The sequence below is a fragment of the Floridaenema aerugineum BLCC-F46 genome (assembly GCF_041929345.1).
GTDB lineage: Bacteria > Cyanobacteriota > Cyanobacteriia > Cyanobacteriales > Aerosakkonemataceae > Floridanema > Floridanema aerugineum.
Window position 1 is genome coordinate 1 of record NZ_JBHFNQ010000008.1, and the last position, 18071, is coordinate 18071.

General features: G+C 41.7%; 18 protein-coding genes. 8 read left to right on the plus strand and 10 right to left on the minus strand.

The features are described from left to right. Positions 1-223 precede the first annotated feature (223 nt). Both ACE1CC_RS00790 and ACE1CC_RS00795 read left to right on the plus strand, forming a co-directional pair. Positions 224-1996, plus strand: coding sequence for a S8 family peptidase (locus ACE1CC_RS00790; protein ID WP_413268572.1), 1773 nt, complete (start codon positions 224-226; stop codon positions 1994-1996). 75 nt (positions 1997-2071) lie between these two features. Further along, positions 2072-2302, plus strand: coding sequence for a hypothetical protein (locus ACE1CC_RS00795; protein WP_413268573.1), 231 nt, complete (start codon positions 2072-2074; stop codon positions 2300-2302). Between the two features lie 10 nt (positions 2303-2312). Here the strand turns inward: ACE1CC_RS00795 and ACE1CC_RS00800 are convergent, their stop codons facing one another. The 4 genes from ACE1CC_RS00800 to ACE1CC_RS00815 form a co-directional block, all read right to left on the minus strand. Further along, entirely contained in the window at positions 2313-3104 is a 792-nt protein-coding gene (locus tag ACE1CC_RS00800; RefSeq protein ID WP_413268574.1) for a sulfite exporter TauE/SafE family protein, read from the minus strand. Between the two features lie 91 nt (positions 3105-3195). Continuing rightward, positions 3196-3774, minus strand: a complete 579-nt coding sequence (locus tag ACE1CC_RS00805; protein WP_413268575.1) for a peroxiredoxin — start codon at positions 3772-3774, stop codon at positions 3196-3198. 265 nt (positions 3775-4039) lie between these two features. Continuing rightward, positions 4040-4873 carry a hypothetical protein gene (locus ACE1CC_RS00810; protein ID WP_413268576.1) on the minus strand — a complete coding sequence of 278 codons (834 nt, stop codon included), beginning with the start codon at positions 4871-4873 and terminating at the stop codon, positions 4040-4042. Positions 4874-5035: 162 nt separating this feature from the next. Then, positions 5036-6103: a D-alanine--D-alanine ligase family protein gene (locus ACE1CC_RS00815; protein ID WP_413268577.1), complete on the minus strand. Its 1068-nt coding sequence runs from the start codon at positions 6101-6103 to the stop codon at positions 5036-5038. Positions 6104-6268: 165 nt separating this feature from the next. Here ACE1CC_RS00815 and ACE1CC_RS00820 point away from each other — a divergent pair, with 165 nt between their 5' ends. The 3 genes from ACE1CC_RS00820 to ACE1CC_RS00830 all read left to right on the plus strand — a co-directional run bounded on the left by ACE1CC_RS00820 (position 6269) and on the right by ACE1CC_RS00830 (position 8999). Then, positions 6269-6985 carry an SDR family oxidoreductase gene (locus ACE1CC_RS00820; protein ID WP_413268578.1) on the plus strand — a complete coding sequence of 239 codons (717 nt, stop codon included), beginning with the start codon at positions 6269-6271 and terminating at the stop codon, positions 6983-6985. Between the two features lie 60 nt (positions 6986-7045). Then, positions 7046-8146, plus strand: a complete 1101-nt coding sequence (gene hppD, locus ACE1CC_RS00825) for a 4-hydroxyphenylpyruvate dioxygenase (RefSeq protein ID WP_413268579.1) — start codon at positions 7046-7048, stop codon at positions 8144-8146. A gap of 151 nt (positions 8147-8297) precedes the next feature. Beyond that, the gene (locus tag ACE1CC_RS00830) at positions 8298-8999 is read left to right on the plus strand and encodes an HAD family hydrolase (protein WP_413268580.1); all 702 of its coding nucleotides are present in this window, start codon (positions 8298-8300) and stop codon (positions 8997-8999) included. Positions 9000-9104: 105 nt separating this feature from the next. Here ACE1CC_RS00830 and ACE1CC_RS00835 read toward each other — a convergent pair whose 3' ends face one another. Beyond that, complete coding sequence (locus ACE1CC_RS00835) at positions 9105-9713, minus strand: CPP1-like family protein (protein WP_413268581.1); 609 nt, start codon at positions 9711-9713, stop codon at positions 9105-9107. Positions 9714-10080: 367 nt separating this feature from the next. On the opposite strand from ACE1CC_RS00835, the gene ACE1CC_RS00840 reads away from it, so the two are divergent. Then, a complete protein-coding gene (locus ACE1CC_RS00840) occupies positions 10081-10800 on the plus strand; it encodes a response regulator transcription factor (RefSeq protein ID WP_413268586.1) in 720 nt (239 codons plus the stop codon). Between the two features lie 102 nt (positions 10801-10902). Next, the gene (locus ACE1CC_RS00845) at positions 10903-11628 is read left to right on the plus strand and encodes a response regulator transcription factor (protein WP_413268587.1); all 726 of its coding nucleotides are present in this window, start codon (positions 10903-10905) and stop codon (positions 11626-11628) included. Between the two features lie 185 nt (positions 11629-11813). Here ACE1CC_RS00845 and ACE1CC_RS00850 read toward each other — a convergent pair whose 3' ends face one another. Then, positions 11814-12038, minus strand: coding sequence for a DUF2811 domain-containing protein (locus ACE1CC_RS00850; RefSeq protein WP_413265599.1), 225 nt, complete (start codon positions 12036-12038; stop codon positions 11814-11816). Between the two features lie 581 nt (positions 12039-12619). Further along, positions 12620-14302, minus strand: a complete 1683-nt coding sequence (locus ACE1CC_RS00855) for an HD domain-containing phosphohydrolase (protein ID WP_413268582.1) — start codon at positions 14300-14302, stop codon at positions 12620-12622. Positions 14303-14890: 588 nt separating this feature from the next. Here ACE1CC_RS00855 and ACE1CC_RS00860 point away from each other — a divergent pair. Then, a complete protein-coding gene (locus ACE1CC_RS00860) occupies positions 14891-15145 on the plus strand; it encodes a hypothetical protein (protein ID WP_413268583.1) in 255 nt (84 codons plus the stop codon). 428 nt (positions 15146-15573) lie between these two features. Here ACE1CC_RS00860 and ACE1CC_RS00865 read toward each other — a convergent pair whose 3' ends face one another. Genes ACE1CC_RS00865 through rsmA form a run of 3 tightly spaced genes read right to left on the minus strand, consistent with a single transcriptional unit; the run spans position 15574 to position 17761 of the window. Continuing rightward, positions 15574-15918 (minus strand): DUF3082 domain-containing protein, encoded by a 345-nt coding sequence (locus tag ACE1CC_RS00865; RefSeq protein WP_413268584.1) that lies wholly within the window; start codon positions 15916-15918, stop codon positions 15574-15576. A gap of 35 nt (positions 15919-15953) precedes the next feature. Beyond that, positions 15954-16898 carry a 4-(cytidine 5'-diphospho)-2-C-methyl-D-erythritol kinase gene (gene ispE, locus ACE1CC_RS00870; RefSeq protein WP_413268588.1) on the minus strand — a complete coding sequence of 315 codons (945 nt, stop codon included), beginning with the start codon at positions 16896-16898 and terminating at the stop codon, positions 15954-15956. 32 nt (positions 16899-16930) lie between these two features. After that, the gene (rsmA, locus tag ACE1CC_RS00875) at positions 16931-17761 is read right to left on the minus strand and encodes a 16S rRNA (adenine(1518)-N(6)/adenine(1519)-N(6))-dimethyltransferase RsmA (RefSeq protein ID WP_413268585.1); all 831 of its coding nucleotides are present in this window, start codon (positions 17759-17761) and stop codon (positions 16931-16933) included. Positions 17762-18071 lie beyond the last annotated feature (310 nt).

Genomic DNA, 18071 nt, shown 5'->3' on the forward strand with positions numbered 1-18071 from the left:
GCATCTTGTAGGACAGGCATCTTGTAGGACAGGCATCTTGTAGGACAGGCATCTTGTAGGACAGGCATCTTGTAGGACAGGCATCTTGTAGGACAGGCATCTTGTAGGACAGGCATCTTGTAGGACAGGCATCTTGCCTGTCATCCTGTCATTCCCAGTCCCCAATCACCCCCACCATGAGTTATCTTGGTGATCACATTAACGCTACTCCTGGCGGTTTGACATGAGAAAGCTTCTGTTAATTTGCTTATTTGCCGTCGGTTTGATTTGGGCACTCTCTAATTTTAAGGGTCTAGCAAACCAAGGCACATACGATTCTATTGTTTTGGACTTTCGGGAAGATATCCCCGCAGCCCAAATTACTAAAAGTTTAGAAACTATTTCCCAACAATACAACCTCTCCCCTCGCCTAAACAGCGAATTTTCCACTAAAGACAACGTATATATAGTCAAAGGCGACAAAAACTTACTCAAAGCTTTGAGAAACTCGGAAATTGGCAAAAAAACCGAAACTATTGAGCCAAATTACCAATATAAAACCTTGGAAGCACCCAACGATCCTGACTACGTAAAGCAGTGGAACTTACGCAGCATTAACGTCGAGTCAGCTTGGGAAGAAACTAAAGGCGCAGGAATGACAGTCGCCGTTATTGATACAGGCGTTACTGTTGTTCCCGACTTGGAACAAACTAAATTTGTTAAAGGCTACGACTTTGTTAACGACAAAGAAGAAGCAACCGACGACAACGGACATGGTACTCACGTTGCAGGTACGATCGCACAATCTACCAATAATAATTATGGTGTAGCTGGTGTCGCTTATGAAGCCAGCATTATGCCGCTAAAAGTATTAAGTGCTTATGGCGGTGGTACAGTTGCAGATATTGCAGAAGCTATCAGGTTTGCAGCCGATAACGGCGCAGATGTGATTAACTTAAGCTTAGGTGGTGCTGGTGAAAGCCAAGTATTAGAAGAAGCAGTAAACTATGCTTACAATAAAGGCGTGGTAGTAGTTGCCGCCGCCGGAAACGAAAACCACAACTCCGCATCTTATCCCGCCCGTTATCCTCATGTAATTAGCGTAGCTGCTACAGGCCCTTCGGGAGAAAAAGCCCCTTACTCTAACTTTGGCGCAGGTGTAGATATTTCCGCCCCTGGTGGTAGCGAAAACGGTCAAATTTTGCAAGAAACGATCGATCCTGAAACAGGCGCTTCCACGTTTGCAGGTTTCCAAGGAACTAGTATGGCATCTCCCCACGTTGCTGCTGTCGCTGCAATGGTGAAAGCTAGCGGTGTGGAAACACCAGATGAAATTCGGGAAGTTTTAATACAGTCCGTTCGCAAGGTACAAGAAGATCCTTTAAACCATTTTGGCGCAGGACATTTAGATGCTTCAGGTGCAGTTAAACTTGCCTTAAAAGGACAAATTACTTTCCGCGACTTCTTCCGCTGGTTAAGAGAAAATGGTTATCTCAACCTGCGTTTTTGGATCGATGGTGGCGCGGTTGCATTGTTACCAAAACTAGGAATGGTACTTGGTTCTTATTTGTTAGCTTGGTTTTTGCGGAACTATTTACCGATTTGGAGTTGGTCACTAGGTAGTGGTTTAATTTTTGGTAGTTCTGGACTCTTCTTCTTAAGAGGTTTTTACGTCTTCGATTTACCGCAATGGCCGTTCCGTGTTATGGGTAGTTCTATTCCTGAAATGGGCAATGCAATTACCGGAGGAACGCTGTTAAATCCCATTTTGGCTAGTGTGTTAATTCCTGTGATTTTAGTCGCTTTGTTCTTAGGACATCCTAGCTGGAAATGGTTTGCCATTGGTTCGAGTTTAGGTGTAGCTTCTTGTTTAGCGGTGAATGCAGTTGTCGATCCGGGTTTATTATGGTTGGGAGACGGTACGATCGCCCGAACTTTCCTAATCATCAACGCCTTACTCTGCTTCGCACTCGCCCGCTTAGCAATGAAAGACGAAAAGCAACGCACAGCAGTATAACTTAAACTAGATCCCCGACTTCTTCAAGAAGTCGGGGATCTGGGGCAGCACTCACTCACCCACCTACCAACTACCATGAGCATCACTCTTAAAGGTGTTATCGAACGTAAAACCATAGGCACAGGCGCTTGGGCATTAGTCGCTGATGATGGTAAAACTTACGAAATTTACCAAGCTTCCCCGAAAGAAATGCTCAAAAATGGCTTAAAAGTCGAAGTTAAAGGCGACGTTCGCGACGATGTGATGAGTTTTGCGATGATCGGCCCAATTTTAGAGGTAAAATCTTTTGAGGCGATCGACTCTTAAAACCAACAAGTTAAGCTGCTGATTTCTTGTGTGTCGCTAACTTAAACGCAGAAATCAGCAAAATTACCCCCAAAATTATATGTAACAGCGAACTCGATACAAATCTCAAAAGATTACTACCAATAAATGCCCCTAAAATTGAACCTGCTCCCATCGTAATAATAAACGATCGCTCAGAACTAATATCCTCGAACCTTTTCTGACTTTTGTACTTAAACAAACCCATCAAAATAGTCGGTATACTAATAGCTAAACTCAAACTTCCAGCAAGTTTAATATCAACCCCAAAAATTATAATTATCGTTGGAATAATCAATTCACCACCAGCCACACCTAGCATACTACTAAATACACCGATTACAATTCCTGCTAAAAAACTAGCAATAACTTTAAATATGCTCGGAAGTTGCCAAGTCTGAGTACTGAAAATCAGTTCATGCCCGATTAAAATAAAACTGATTATAATCAAGAAAATTACCACAATTCGATTCAAAGTTCGTTCATTAATTCGAGTTGCATACTGAACACCGAAATAAGAACCAATTAAAGAACCTGCCAAAATATTGATAATAATAGGCAAGTTACTCACAACATTACTTAGCCCGATCGCACCACTACGAAATATAAAAGAGAAAGTAACTGTAACTAAGCTAACTAACAGATTAATAATAATTGCTTGCAGTGTGCGGTAGTTGAAAACCCCAACTAGAATCGGTAAGCGAAACTCTGCACCACCTAAACCAATCAATCCCCCCAACACACCAACCAAACTGCCCCACACAAACGCCCAAAAATTTCGCATCACACTTGTCCAGTTGAATACAAGAACATTATCAATCAATTGGATTCAAGAATGGGGTTATCAGTAATACTAATTTTTGTATGTCAGAAACTCAATTTTGCCGCAACCAAGAAAGCAGATCATCAATATTTTTATCAGGCGGGAAAACAGGATAGAAATACTTAACAATTTTTCCGTCTTTAGCAATCAGAGTAACTCGTTTAAGAAGGCGCATCCCTTCCACCTCAAACAAAGGCAACCGCAGTGCTTCAGCAAACTGGAATGCAGCATCACTTAATAACTCAAATGGTAAATGTAACCGTTCTGCTGCCTCTAATTGATCTTCAGTACTTTGAGTACTCATCCCGAATATTTGACAGTTTAGCGCTTTTAACTCAGTGTAGCGATCGCGAAATGAGCAAGATTGAGGCGTGCAACCCGCTGCACCAGGAATTTGTATCCAGCCGTCAGGTAGAACTCTTCCAGGTTTCCCAGTCATAGGATAACAGTAAATTACCAGCCAACCAGAAATTTCTGACAAATTAACTACTTTACCTCTCGTTGAAGCAAGGTTGACTGAGGGAAGCGTTAGTCCAAGCAAATGATTACAAGCTCCATCATCTATCGGTGCAGGAAGGTTTTTCGGAATTTCAACAAGCACATCTTTCGGGACTTCATCAAAATTCTGCATTTCTTTGGCACCTGAAACCATGAATCTAACTATTAATTTTAATGATGTTTACTCAGCTTTAATAATTGAGAGGAAATAAAAAACCCTCGACCCAACCAGCCGAGGGATGTTAGTCTTATCAGGGTGCATCTACCATTCCTTTCTTCCCTAACTACCTATAACGGTCAGGAAAAAAATCCAGAAATTAGGAAAAGACTTTTTGAAGGCAAAAGTACAGTTTTGAATTAAGGCGTTTTCTTACTTCTGGAACCCTCTGCGTTTGAGATTAGCGATCGCCTACCATAGTTGATGCACCAGAAGAGATAGACTGCTTCCTTCTTGAAGCTGTCGTATCTTTCAATAATTTGTGTCTATTACGCGGTAAACTCTGTCCATTAGGCCATCTGACAATGGAATCTGCTACAGGTATTTTCCCTGGTTTAGCAACTAAAGGCTTTCTCGAACCTGGTGCTGTTCTTTTGGCAGGTTTACTATTCTTTTGTTTTCCTGGGCTTGTTCCCTCAATCTGATTAGCCAGTGATTTTGGCAACGGTTTGCGCCGCATTTTAGCAGCCAGCTTTAACCGTCTTCTGTACAACAACCAACCACCAACCGCACAACCAGCACCAACCGTCACATACAATCCTAATGGCGGATTTTTTTGGGTTTGTGCAGTTACTGTTGTTGCAGGTGAATTTTCTGCCGTCGGTGCAGGATTAGGTAAACTTTCAGGAGTAGCGATCGCACTCTCAGCAGCCGGACTTACCGCAGTCGCCGCCGGAGTAGGTTGATCCTTTAACTTACGTCCTTGTTCTGGGAAAGTCATCCCAATTACTGCTAAACCAGCTACTATCAGCATTCCACCACAAAAAGTCAGCAGTAGCAGCAGCGGACGCTTCTGAATCAATTGCACCACCAATTGATTCCAGGGAAGAGGTTGATATAGTCCTGGATTGACTCTTTTACGTCGTTCATCTATCGTCTGTTTCTTGGGCGTTTTCTTCAATCGCGGTGATCGCTGAATCGGTGGTACTGGTCTTCTACCTTGCTGATTCAGTGCTGGTTTGTTAAATCTAGGTAATTCAGGCGATCGCTGCTGTGCCAGTCGGTTTTTTGCCATGCCACTTTTTGATAGTTGCACCTATTCAAAACAAAATTGTATGCTCCGAACAAAATCTCGGCAACTGTAAATAAAGTTTCGCTTCCTTGAATAATTCAGTGAAATTACTGAGACATTTTTAAATTAATGTTAAAAATTTGTCTCTACACTTCCCCAAATCCCTTATTTTTGGAACCTCTCTAAAGCTGCTAGAATCAGACGATCGACCAATTCTGCAAAGGGAACACCGCTAGCCGCCCAAAGTTGCGGATACATACTAGTAGATGTAAAACCAGGCAATGTATTAATTTCATTAATCAATACTTCCCCCGTCGATTCTACATAAAAGAAATCTACCCTAGCCAAACCAGCCGCATCCACAGCTTGAAAAGCTTGAATTGCCATTTCTTGAATTTTGGCAGTAATTTCTGGAGGTAATTTAGCTGGAATATATAAATCAGCTTTGCCTTCTGTATATTTAGTTTCGTAATCGTAAAAATCGCTATCGTAAGTAATTTCTCCCACCACAGAAGCTTGGGGATTATCATTACCTAAAACCGCACATTCAACTTCTCGCGCTTTTACTCCAGCTTCTACAATGATGCGTCGGTCATAACTTGCGGCATTATCTAATGCTACTTCTAATTCCGAGCGCGATCGCACTTTGGAAATCCCCACCGAAGACCCCAAATTCGCAGGCTTCACAAAGCAAGGATAACCTAATTTAGCTTCAATCTCATCGCCCAACTTTGGAAAAACACAAGGATTAGACCAAACTTGCGATCGATTAATTGCCATATATTTTACTTGTGGCAATCCTGCTTGGGAAAAAGCCATTTTCATGGCAATTTTATCCATTCCCACAGCTGAACCTAAAACCCCCGTCCCCACAAAAGGAACTTGCATTAAACTCAACAAACCTTGCACTGTTCCATCTTCTCCATTCGGCCCATGAAGAATCGGAAACCAAACATCAACCTCAGTGACTTGTGGCGGAAACTGCCAAAGATTCGCTTTCAAACTATCACAATCATTGCTTGTTTGTAGAGGCTGTTTTGAATCTAAAACCTGTTGGGAAACTTCCACACCTTGCCAAATCCCATCTTTTTGGATGTAAAAAGGCAGCAGTTCGTATTTTTGGGAATTCCCATCTGCCAGTATACCTTTTGCGATCGCGCTAGCAGACACGATCGACACCTCATGTTCCCCAGAACGTCCACCAAACAACAACCCAACACGCAACTTCTTCATCACAAACACCTCCGACACTCCTCATCGCAGCTAGGGTAACACAAAAGCGGCAATTGGCGACTGGGGATTGGGGATTAGGTACTGGGAAAGTTTTGAGTTATCTTTTTGTCCCCTTTCTTTGCAACAACCAGTAAAATAAATATTATGTAAAGAAATGTAAAGGATATGCAAGACAAAGTAGTTGTGGTGATTGGTGCTACAGGTGGAATCGGTGCAGCTGTAACCCAAAAATTGTTATCTAAAGGCGCGAAACTGGTACTAGCAGCTAGAGACAGCCAGAAATTAAATGCTTTGGTTTCTGGTTTAGACGCAAGCGAAAAACATAAAATTATAACAGTTACCTGTGATATTACTAATCCTTCTCAGGTAGAAAGTTTAATGGAGAAAGCGATCGCCAACTTTGGGAAAATCGACGTTTTAATTAACGCTGCAGGCGCAGGAATCTTAAAACAGTATAATCACCTCACACCAGAAGATTTAGACGCTATGCTGAATGTAAATTTAAAAGGCAGCTTCTACACTTGCCAAAGTGCTGCCAAATACATGAAAGAGCAAAAATCTGGACATATTTGTAACATAATCGGCATTTTAGGCAAACATTCAATGGCAATGGCATCAGCTTATTGTGCTGCTAAATTTGGGGTAGTCGGCTTCAGCAAGTGTATGGCGGATGAACTAAAACGTTTCGGTATTAAGTTCACCTTATTTTACTTTGGCGGTGTGGATACTCCGTTTTGGGACACAATTAGTTTAAAGGTCGATCGCACAAAAATGCTCAGTGCCCAAACCGCAGCCGAAGCAATTTTATTTGCCCTTTCTGCGGAACCGCAAGCAGTACCAATGGAAATTAATATTCAGCCAGAAAGCCATTTATTTTTCTAATCCCATCGTCATTTGTTATAAATCTTTTGTGAGGTAGAAATTAACAAGAGACAAGCTGGGATGAAAATTGACCACATACATTTCTATGTTGAAGATGCACCATTATGGCGAAATTGGTTTATTCGCCAAATGGGTTTTCAAGCTGTTGGCGGAGGAGTTTGGCAAAATCACACTCTAATAGAAGTAGTCAAAAATGGAGCCGTGTGCTTTTTTCTTTCTTCGCCGCTATTACCTGAAAGTCCAGTAGCCCAGTTTTTGCGATCGCACCCGCCGGGGGTAGCCGATGTCGCCTTTCGCGTTCAAAACATCGAAAAACTAATAGACAAAGCTATTAATTACGGCGCAAAACTGTTACAACCAATAGTTCAACAACCCCAACTTAAATGGGGCAAAATCTCCGCCTGGGGGAACTTGACTCATACATTAATCGAAGGTAAAGGAAACTGGGAACCTGGAATTGAAAACTGGCAAAACAAAAACCATTTATCTTCTAACTCTCCGACTCCAGTCACCTTTAGTGCGATCGATCACGTAGTTTTAAACGTAGCAGCTGGCGAATTAGAACCCGCCGTAAACTGGTACGAAAAAGTCCTAGAATTAGAACGTCAACAAACCTTTGCCATTCAAACAGATTGGTCAGCATTACACAGCCAAGTACTAGTTCACCCCAGCAAATTAGTTCAATTTCCCATCAATCAACCAGCATCAGCCAATTCCCAAATTCAAGAATTCTTAGACTTTAACCAAGGGTCAGGAATTCAACATATCGCCTTACAAACTTCAAATTTAATAGCAGCGACTAAATATTTAAAACAAGCTAATTTGCATTTTTTAGAAGTCCCCCCAAATTACTACAGCGACCTACAAAAAAGACAAAATATTCCTTTAACTGCAATAGAACTACAAGAAATTCAAGCACAACAAATTCTAGTCGATTGGCAGCAAGATAGTAACAACAATCAATCTGAAATAGTTCCCTTGCTCCTGCAAATCTTCACCCAACCAATTTTCGGAAAACCTACCTTCTTCTTTGAATTAATCGAGCGCCGCTTTGGTTATATTAAAGGTCAAAAAATCCCAGCCCAAGGATTCGGCGAAGGCAACTTCCGCGCCCTATTTCAAGCAATAGAAAGAGAGCAAATCAAGCGAAGCCAGTCTTGAAGGGAGCTTTCTTGCGTTCCTGGCGCTCTTTTGGGTTCCTGGGGCAAGAAAATTCCCCAACTCAAAACCCCAAACTCTCTAACGAAGCTAAGAACTTTTCCCCAGTTCCTAATAAAATAAACTTAAAAAAAATTAACAATAGCGAGATTTTATGTTAAGACTGATTACTGACTTCGATGGGCCAATAGTGGACATTTCCGATCGTTACTATCGAGTTTACGAACTATGCCTAGAAAAAACTCGCCGTCAGGATCAGAAAGTGAATCATTTGACTAAGACCGAATTTTGGGAGTTAAAAAGAGCGCGAGTTCCTGAAAAAGAGATTGGAGTGATTTCTGGCTTAGAGGAACAACAAGCGGAAGAATTTGCTCAATTAAGGAAAAAAACCGCCCATACTCAGCCTTACTTTAAATATGACGAATTAGCGCCCGGAGCCATTGCCGCTTTAGAGAAAGTCCAACAGGCGGGAATAGACTTAGTGGTGTTAACCATGAGACGCATCAAGGAATTAGACTATGCCTTTGACAGCTTCGACTTAGGGAGATTTTTCCCCGAAAATCGCTGCTATCGCCTCAGCAACGATTACGCCAAAGGTCGTGATATAGACGACAAACCGATACTGATGGGAGAAGCATTAGGGAAACTGCCACCTGCTAGTGATACTTGGATGGTAGGTGACACTGAAGCCGACATAATGGCGGCTAGAACGCACGGAATTAAGGTGATAGGGGTTTTGTGTGGAATTCGCGATCGCACCTCCCTAGAAGCCTTCCATCCCGACCTCATAGTTAACGATTTCAGCGAAGCAGTAGATTACTTGCTCCATCAATCTGGGAAAAAAGCCGGACAATAAACCTTGAATATAGAAAATAAAAAAACAGTTAAGAGGTGGGGATCGCACCATCTCTTCTTTTTTGCGTCACCGCGTCACCGCGTCCCCTACCCCCCTACCACAGCCTTAACGGAGAAAACTACTTACCAACCAAAGAATCAAAAAAGAGATCCAAGCAGCTAAAGTATCTCCTGTCAAAGGCAAAGAGTTGATTTGTGTTGTCAGTAAACTAGCAAACACCCCCCAGAGAACCAAGCCAAAACTCAGCCCTGCCAAAGAAAGCAGTACCGATCGCCCTAGCTTACGTTCCTTGCGCGAGAGAAAATAAAGACTGGCAAATACTCCTAAAGCCAAAGCAAAAGAGGCATAGTAAACACTCAACCCAGCCAAAACCAAAAAAGCACCCGTCGTCCACAAAACATCTGCTCGACTAGGAGTATCCAGAAAATTTTGCAGCCAAGCCGGAGGCTGCTTTACCGAGATAGGCGGTGGACTAGGGGGAGCTTGAGAAAAGCGTTGTTCAGCAAACCTGATTCCTTCAGGAACGCGAATTCTACCTTCCTGACGCATCCGTAACCGCTCCATCAAGATGGCATCATAAGCAGTCTCAATAGCTTCTTGTCGTTTCGGGTCGTTACTATACTCTTGGGTTAAACGATTACGAGCCGTTTGAATTTCATCGAAAGTAGCATTCTCTGGAATTCCAAGTTGCTCGTAAGGATTTTCTACACTCATTGTCCTCCTAACCTCCTAGACATCCCATTTAGCCACAGCTTTGGCTCGACTCCAAGCTGCTTGTAGTTTTACGATCACTTACATTCTCCCCTGATATAGCTGGTTGCAGCTAGCATTTAGTTGTTGACTAGTCTAGCCTGTTAACCGAAATGGGAAAACATTTTAATCTATGGTTTAGTGTGGTGCTATAGAGGGAAGAATAATAGTGGACTACTATGAAACCCTCTAATCATCTAAAATGCTCTTACACAATTCATATCGGAAATCAATATTCAGCCAAGTTGCTTTAATTACTTCTCCCTAATTAGTATTTTTGCTTCTTCGGTTTGCATCTTGCGTATTTAATTCTCAGTGTAAAGTGGTGGCTATGGCTCTCCCCAAAATCCTTGTTGTTGATGACGATCCTGCTGTCAGGAACTTAATACAGCGTTTTTTGAGTAAACAGTACCAAATGGAGTCGGCGGCTGATGGTAAGACAGCAATGACTTTATTTGAGCAATTCAATCCAGATTTAGTGATTTTAGACGTAAACTTACCTGACGCGAATGGATATAACTTGTGTCAAGAAATGCAAAGTCGGACTGGTGTATTTGTGCTAATGCTCACCAGTAGGGGAGACGAAGCCGATAAAATTACCGGGTTTTCCAAAGGTGCAGATGATTACATAACCAAACCTTTCAGCTTAAAAGAGTTGGGAGTTAGGGTAGCAGCGATATTGAAGCGCCAGCGAGCGGTAACTACTGGAGAACAGCAACGTATAGTATTGGATCAGTTAATGATCGATCCTGTACGTCGCGAAGTAACGCTCAACAATTCCAGCGTGCCTTTAACAGCTTTAGAATTTGATTTGTTACATTTTTTAGCAAGTCATCCTGGACGAGTTTGGCGGCGAGCGGAACTAATCCAAGCTGTATGGGACTATGAATATGTAGGAGATCAGCGGGTTGTTGATGTTCATATCGGTCAAATTCGGAGAAAACTAGAAGTAGACTCGAATCAACCAGTGATGATTCAGACGGTTCGGGGTGTGGGCTACAAGTTTGAGGTTCCCGAAACCACTGAGGCAAATAATAAATCTCAGCAGTAATTAATTTCGGGTTCTGGCTGGTACTAAACCAGCCTCTTCATTAAAAATCTTGCTAATTTCGCTTGTGCTGCTTGAGAACTTAATATGACTATGAAAACTGATGTGGCTTCCAAAAAAATACTTATTGTTGAAGACGATCCGGGAACCAGAAATTTAATTCATAGGTTCTTAAAACAAAGTAAACAAAACTATCAAATTGAGTCGGTCATAGACGGTACAACGGCTTTGGCAATGTTCGATCAATTTCAACCAGATTTAGTAATTCTGGATGTAATTTTGCCAGATACTATTGGGTTCAAACTCTGCGAACAAATGAAAACTCGCATGGGTGTAATGGTGATGCTGTTAACCAGTTTGACGGATGTTAAATCCCAAATTGCTGGTTTGGAATGGGCTGATGCTTATATGACTAAACCTTTTTATGTTGAGGTTCTAGAAAAACAAGTAGAGGCATTATTACGACGAGCAGATTCAAGTCCTCATAGTCCTGCTAAATCTCAAGCTTTAGTACTGGAAAATCTGGTAATTGATCCTGCAAGTCGGGAAGTTACTTTAAATGACCAAATTATTACTTTAACTCCGTTAGAATTCGATTTGTTGCATTTTTTGGCAACTCACCCAAATCGAGTTTGGCGACGTAAGGAATTAATGCGAGAAGTTTGGGGATACGAACATCACGGAATGGAAAGCGCTGAAGATCGAGTTGTGGATGTTCATATTGGTCAAATTCGGAAAAAGATAGAAAGCAACTCCAGTCAACCGAAGTACATTAAAACGGTGCATGGCGTGGGCTACAAAATGGAAATTTCTGAGGCTTCTCAGCAGTAGGCTCCAGGGGTTCTCGGTGCAGGGGGGCAGGGGGGCTCTCGGTGCAGGGGTGCTCTCGGTGCAAAAGACAAAAATTTTCAACAGTCCCCTGGTCTCCTGGTCTCCTGGTCTCCTGGTCCCAAGAGTCCCCTTGTTTCCTTGTTCCCAGTCCCCAGTCCCCAGTCCCCAGTCCCCTTCTGCCTTCACTAAGCTGAATGACGGAAGAGGGTTTCTAAGTAGACTTGGGCGGCGCGACGATAGCTGCGTGATGCTTCTGGGCTTTGGCTGTCTCCATTTTGGAGGAGAAACAGTGAGAGGGCGGCGGTGAAAACTCGGTCTTGATCCCAATCTGGGTGAGTTTCTAGGTAGCTTTTGAGGGATTCGTGTAGCGCTTCGGGGATTTCGGCAAGCATACAAACGTTGGTATTCATAGGATTCCTCTATAGGTTATTGGTCGAAGGTGGATATTTTGAGTTGCTGGTGGCTGGTAGTTGGTGAAAAACTTACAGATTTATTGGCAACTAGTTATTGGTTATTGACAATTGGCTATTGATGATTGGCTGTTGAATATATGGTGGTCGCATCATTTTCTGCGATCGGGGGGAGGGGTTGTCAATGATGCGAAATGTTACAAACACCCGCATATAATTTTATGTTTCACGAAATCATGAGCTTTTCAGAGAGATTTTTGTTACATTTCTTTACTAATTTTGCGTGTAGCATCCCGACTATGTTCCTTGTGGGAAAATTCCCCAGTTAGACGGGAAGTGCCGATCTGTTCGTTCTCCCCTGTGGAAAACTAAGTGGATATTGTGGAAAAACCGGAAGTGGTTTGTGGAAACGGTGTGAAATCTGTGGGGAAAATTTTGGTTAAGAATAAGAATTGCAAAAATTGGGGATTGGGAATTGGGGCGGGGTTAGGGGGTAGGGGTTAGGGGGTAGGGGTTAGGGAAAAACTCCGAGAACACCCCAGCACCCCAGCTCCCTTGGCTCCCCTGCCCCCCTGCTCCTACTAGTCAATGCTCAAGGTCTGACCTAAGACTTGGAAGACTTGGCGTTGGTGAAAGAGTTCTACTAGGTCGGTGTTGAGTTTGCCTTTGTGGGCTTCTTGTTTGAGGATTTGCAGGGTGGTTTCTACGGGTAGTTTGCGTTTGTAGGGTCGATCGCTCGCGGTTAAAGCGTCGTAGATGTCGGCTATGGTTAGGATTTGAGTTTGCAGGGGAATTTCTCCGGTTTCTAAACCGTGTGGATAGCCGCTGCCATCTAATTTTTCGTGGTGGAAGGCGGCGATTAATGGTACTTGTTTTAAGTCTTTAGTCCAAGGAATTTGTTCGAGGAATTTGTAGGTGTGGATGACGTGCGCTTCGATCGCTTTTCTTTCTTCAGGTGTCAGGTTTCCTCTTGGGATCATTAACTGTTCCATTTCTTCTAAAGAAACCAGTGGTTTTAATTGACCATCAATGTCACGATATTTATATTCAGATAACTCTGTTAATTCAATTAATGCTTCTTCTGATAATGCTTGAAATTGCTTTGTTTCAATTGCTTCTGGCTCATTAATTTCTAATAATATTTTCCAGTAACGATTAAGTTTAGCGATTTTTAACTGAAGTTCTGTATCAAGTTTTTCTATGCGATCGCAGTGAGGACAATTCAATTGATTATTGTTGGGTTCATGGCGATGAAATGGAGATTTAAACAGTTGCTTAAATTTAGTTTCTGCACATTCTAATTCTAGGCTACGTTGTGCTAGGGCGAAGCGGTGGCGCAATAAGTCTAGTTGTTCTGGATAAAGCTTTTTTCGCTTTTGTAAAATCCTTTCGGGAACACAAACTTTCCCAAAGTCATGTAATAAAGCGGCGTAGCGAATTTCTTGAATTTGACTGTCGTTAAAATAAATCGATTTGAACTTACCACTAGTAATTGAGCTAACTTCTTCACTTAAGCGGACGGTGAGTTCAGCTACTCTTTCGGAATGACCAGATGTTGTGGGATCGCGTAGTTCAATTAGATGCACTGAGGCTTTAACAAATCCTGCAAATAAGTTTTGAATACTTTCTTGTAATTGATTGCGTTCAATAGAGATGGCTGCTTGAGAAGCGAGACTTCTGACTATGCGTTCTTCCCAATCAGAGTAGGGTTTTGTAACAGTAACGGCGTTTTCAAATGTGATGGCAATATCTCGTTTAATTTTGCGATTTATCAGTTGAATTACGCCAATAATTTCTCCTTTTTGGTCTTGCATTGGCAAAACTAAAACCGATCGCGTGCGATAAGCAAAACTCTCATCAAATGTTTTGTCTATTTGGTAAGTAACTTCTTTTGGTAAATTATAAGCATCTGGTAAGTTTAAACTTTTTCCCGTGAGTGCCACATATCCAGCCAAACTCTTTTGAGTTATTTGCATGGCAAATTCTTTAAATGTTGCCTGTGGTAGAGAATCATTTTGGGCGGCTTTAAATATTAATTTAGGAATGTTATCTTTTTGATCTATAAGATAAAGACTGCCTGCGTCACTGCAAGTAATTTCGCGACTTTTGCTTAAAATAAGATTGAGTAATTCTCCTAAATCTTGGCTACTGGAAAGGGCTGTACCAATTGCCAATAATTGCTCAATTAATTCAACTCGATCGCCTGTTTCTGAGATTTTCTCCTGCTGTGGGAGGGAATAAAGTTTACCATCCAGAAATATCATGAATTTTTTCCCTGAGTTTTAGGACTATTGACAATTCAAAAATACTCTCGCTAGTTTATTGAATTGCTTGGACTCAAATCTTCAAATTAGCTAATTTTGAGCAATCCTTTTAGTTGTAACACAAAAATAGTTGCTGGCTTTTACCATTGCCGCAAAATGTTTTTTGCGATCGCTTTAAATGCACCCAGTACTTCTCTGTTACACCCTATCTTATCTCTGAGGATCGTTGACAAGATCCGTATCACAGGAATTTTTATCTATAAGAATTAAACAGCGATCGCACCTCACAGCCCAAATGTTAAGTTATGACACAGTTGCTTGACCTGTTTAGCCAAGATTATGTAACTTTAAATACAGAATTAATTAGATTTTAGACCATTGGCTGAGGGAAACAGTTCCAGCGAAGGCTGGTAAAGCCTCAGCAATGGACTGTAGGACTTACGCAACAGGCACAATTAAGTAGGGTGCTCTACTAAGTTCAAACCCTGATGCTATGGATCAGAGTTTATGATCTGACGCACCCTACAACAAGGTTCAAGTGTGACACTTACGTAAGTCCTGGACTGTTTACCTTGATTATGAGGAAGGATGATGAAACTTGACATTTATAAGTCGGAGGTTGGTACAGGTTTGCCTTCCTATTCCTGGGATTGGTTGACAGAGAATAAAAAAAATCTGTTCACCCAGGAATTACAACCTTCTACCTGGGTGAAACTTTCTGAAGTTCCGAGTTCTTTCAGTTTTGACGAAGCATTGTTGTTGTGTGAATGTTCCCCAGACACCTGGTTAGCTTGGATTCCCGATCATGGTGAAGCTGTACTGCACAGAAGTGAGTTTTGTTAAAAGGTTGGGCTATGGGATTGCCAAGCGGGAGATTTTAGTCAAGAAGAAAACGGGTAAAAGTTATAAGTTTTAAGTTTTAAGTTTTGAGTTGTTAACGCAACTTAATTCAAAACTCATAATCTCCATTACCTAAAAGTTTGCTACAGATGGTTGATTCCCCCTAACTCCCCTTCCCAAGGGGGGAAGATTATAGAGTTTTAAGTCTCCTTTAAAAAGGGAAATAATGTTGGTAGCCTAAAAAGTTTAAGTGAAATCCTGTCTTACCTACGTCATGCAGAAAGGACGTAGGTTTTTCATTAAACTCAGATCTTGCAGCCTGTGAGGTAGAACCTCCTTTCATCTCGTTCCCTGGTTCAACCAGGGAACGAGAAAAACTTGGGAACGAGAAACTCCAGGCTCCGCTCAGGAGTGCAAACTCTCTATTAAACTTAGTTTTTTGTTGAGGGAGTTTGCTGTTTTAATTGTTGGATGGTGACTTGAATAGCTAAGGCTAAAAGTCCCAAAGCAATTAAGCTAAAAACGCCTGTTGCTAGGGTGCTGATGCCGATAATTAAGGTACGAACGGCAGAGGTAATGTTAACAACAAGATAGTTGGGGGAATGAATTGGTCGATCGACAAAATATTGAGCAATAGAAGAATTAATAAAGAAAGATCCGATCGCCATTGTTGCGGCAACTATTGCACCAATTATACAGCGGAAAATGCTGGGTGGGTTGGTGTTGGTTTCAGTTGCAGAAGGATTGGGTTTTTCGGTGGGTGTTGGTTCGTTCATCACTAAAAAGAAGGAAAAGTTTTGAGTAAATTAAGTTAATTTTCTACGGTTATTCCTGCGGGGCGAAGTCTGGTAATCCAGAACTCTAAATCGGGATTGTTGATGGTAGCTTCTACTTGATTTTTAACTTCTTGGGCTTGGGTGTCTGATTCAACGAGGGCGAATACTGAAGGGCCCGATCCTGACATCATTGTGCCTAAAATATTTTGTTTTTGAAAGGCTTGGCGTAGTTGTTCGACTTGGGGATGGGCTGGTAAGACGACTTTTTCTAGGTCGTTGTAAAGAGATTGACCGATTTTTATGCTATCTTTATGAGCGATCGCACTTACTAAAGCGCCTGAATTTAGTTTAGTCGATCGCTCTTGCATCCCTGAAGTATCACAGGCATAACTATTCCCAAATTTTTCCCGGTAAGTATTATAAGCCCAAGCTGTTGAAACTCCTAAACTACGATATTTTGCTAAGACAACATAGAGGTTATTTAAATCTGGTAATGGGGATAATATTTCTCCTCTCCCAGTAGCAATTGCTGTGCCTCCGGCAATGCAAAAAGGTACATCAGAACCGAGTAATGCTGCTAATTCTTGTAACTCTGATTGGGTTAATCCTAAATTCCACATTAAGTCTAAGCCTATTAATACTGCTGCGCCATTTGTGGAACCTCCTGCTAACCCAGCAGCAACGGGAATTCGCTTATCTATTTCAATATCAATTCCACCGAATTTCGCAAAAGCTTCGGGAAATTGTTCTGCCATTAATTTAGCTGCACGGTAGGCGATATTTGTGTTATCTAATGGTACTTTGGGATGGTTACAATGCAGGCGGATATTTTCAGTACCGTTGGCATTAATTTCAATATAATCGGCTAATTCTATGCTTTGCATAATCATTGCCAATTCGTGATATCCATCGGGGCGCATCCCTAAGATTTCTAGATAAAGATTGATTTTCGCTGGGGCAATTAAGGTGTAAGAACGCATTTGTTTGACAGTTTTTAGGTTGCAGGCAAAGCTTAAGTTTCCACTGTTGCGGATACTGCTAGTCTGTTGCTTAGTTCTACCCATTGTGGCACGCTGAGGTCTTCGGCGCGAACTTGGGGATTTATTTCTAATTGTTCCAGTATTTCGGTCAAGCGATCGCGTTCCACCACACTTTTTAAATTATTTCGTAACATTTTCCGCTTTTCTGCAAAACCGAGTTTAACTAGACTATCTAGAAACTTAGGATTTTCCGCCAAATAACGAATTTGCGGATGTAGACGTACTACGGCAGAATCTACTTTTGGTGGCGGATAAAAGTCTTTGGCTGGTACGGAGTATATTAACTCACAATCTGCTAAGTATTGTACTTTAACTGACAAGGCTCCGAAAGCTTTTGTTGATGGTTGAGCGTATAATCTCTCAGCTACTTCTTTCTGCACTAATAATACAATTAAATCGTAAGGTTTGGTTGCAGGTTGAGCGATTTTACCTAAGAGTTTTTCTAGGATTGGCCCGGTAATATTATAAGGAATATTAGCAACTACTTTATTGGGGTTTTGAAATTTGGAGAAGTTTTCTAATTGCGCTTCTAAATTTAGGGTAAGAATATCTCCTTGTAACAGGAGAAAGTTTTCGGTTTTTCCCAAACTTTTAGCTAAATTTTGGCATAAGTCGCGATCGATCTCCACCGCCACAACTGATTCGGCTAAAGGTAAAAGATAACGGGTTAAATTGCCTGTTCCGGGGCCAATTTCTAAAATGCGATCGCTTTTACTTATTTTTGCTGCTTTGACAATTTCATTTAAGGCTTTTTCACTCTTCAGCCAATGTTGCCCAAATTGTTTCCGAGGACGAAATGACATGATAATTTTAGATTAGGGAGCTTCGCTGGTGCAAAAATATGGGAAGATACTAAGTAGGTGTAAATAAATAAAGTAATAATAGTTATCTTTGGATGGGGCGGGGGGGGGGGCCCCCCCCCCAAAAAAAAAAAAATGTATTTGGGGGGGGGGACAAAGCCCCCCCAAATGAAAAATTATTTTCTACCCTCCTATTAACCACTATATATCCTATTTTTATAAAAAAATAATTAAATTGGCGGGGGGCGCCCCCCCCACCCAAAACCATTTTTTTATTTTTTTGGGGGTGTCACTCCCCCCCCGCCCCATCCAA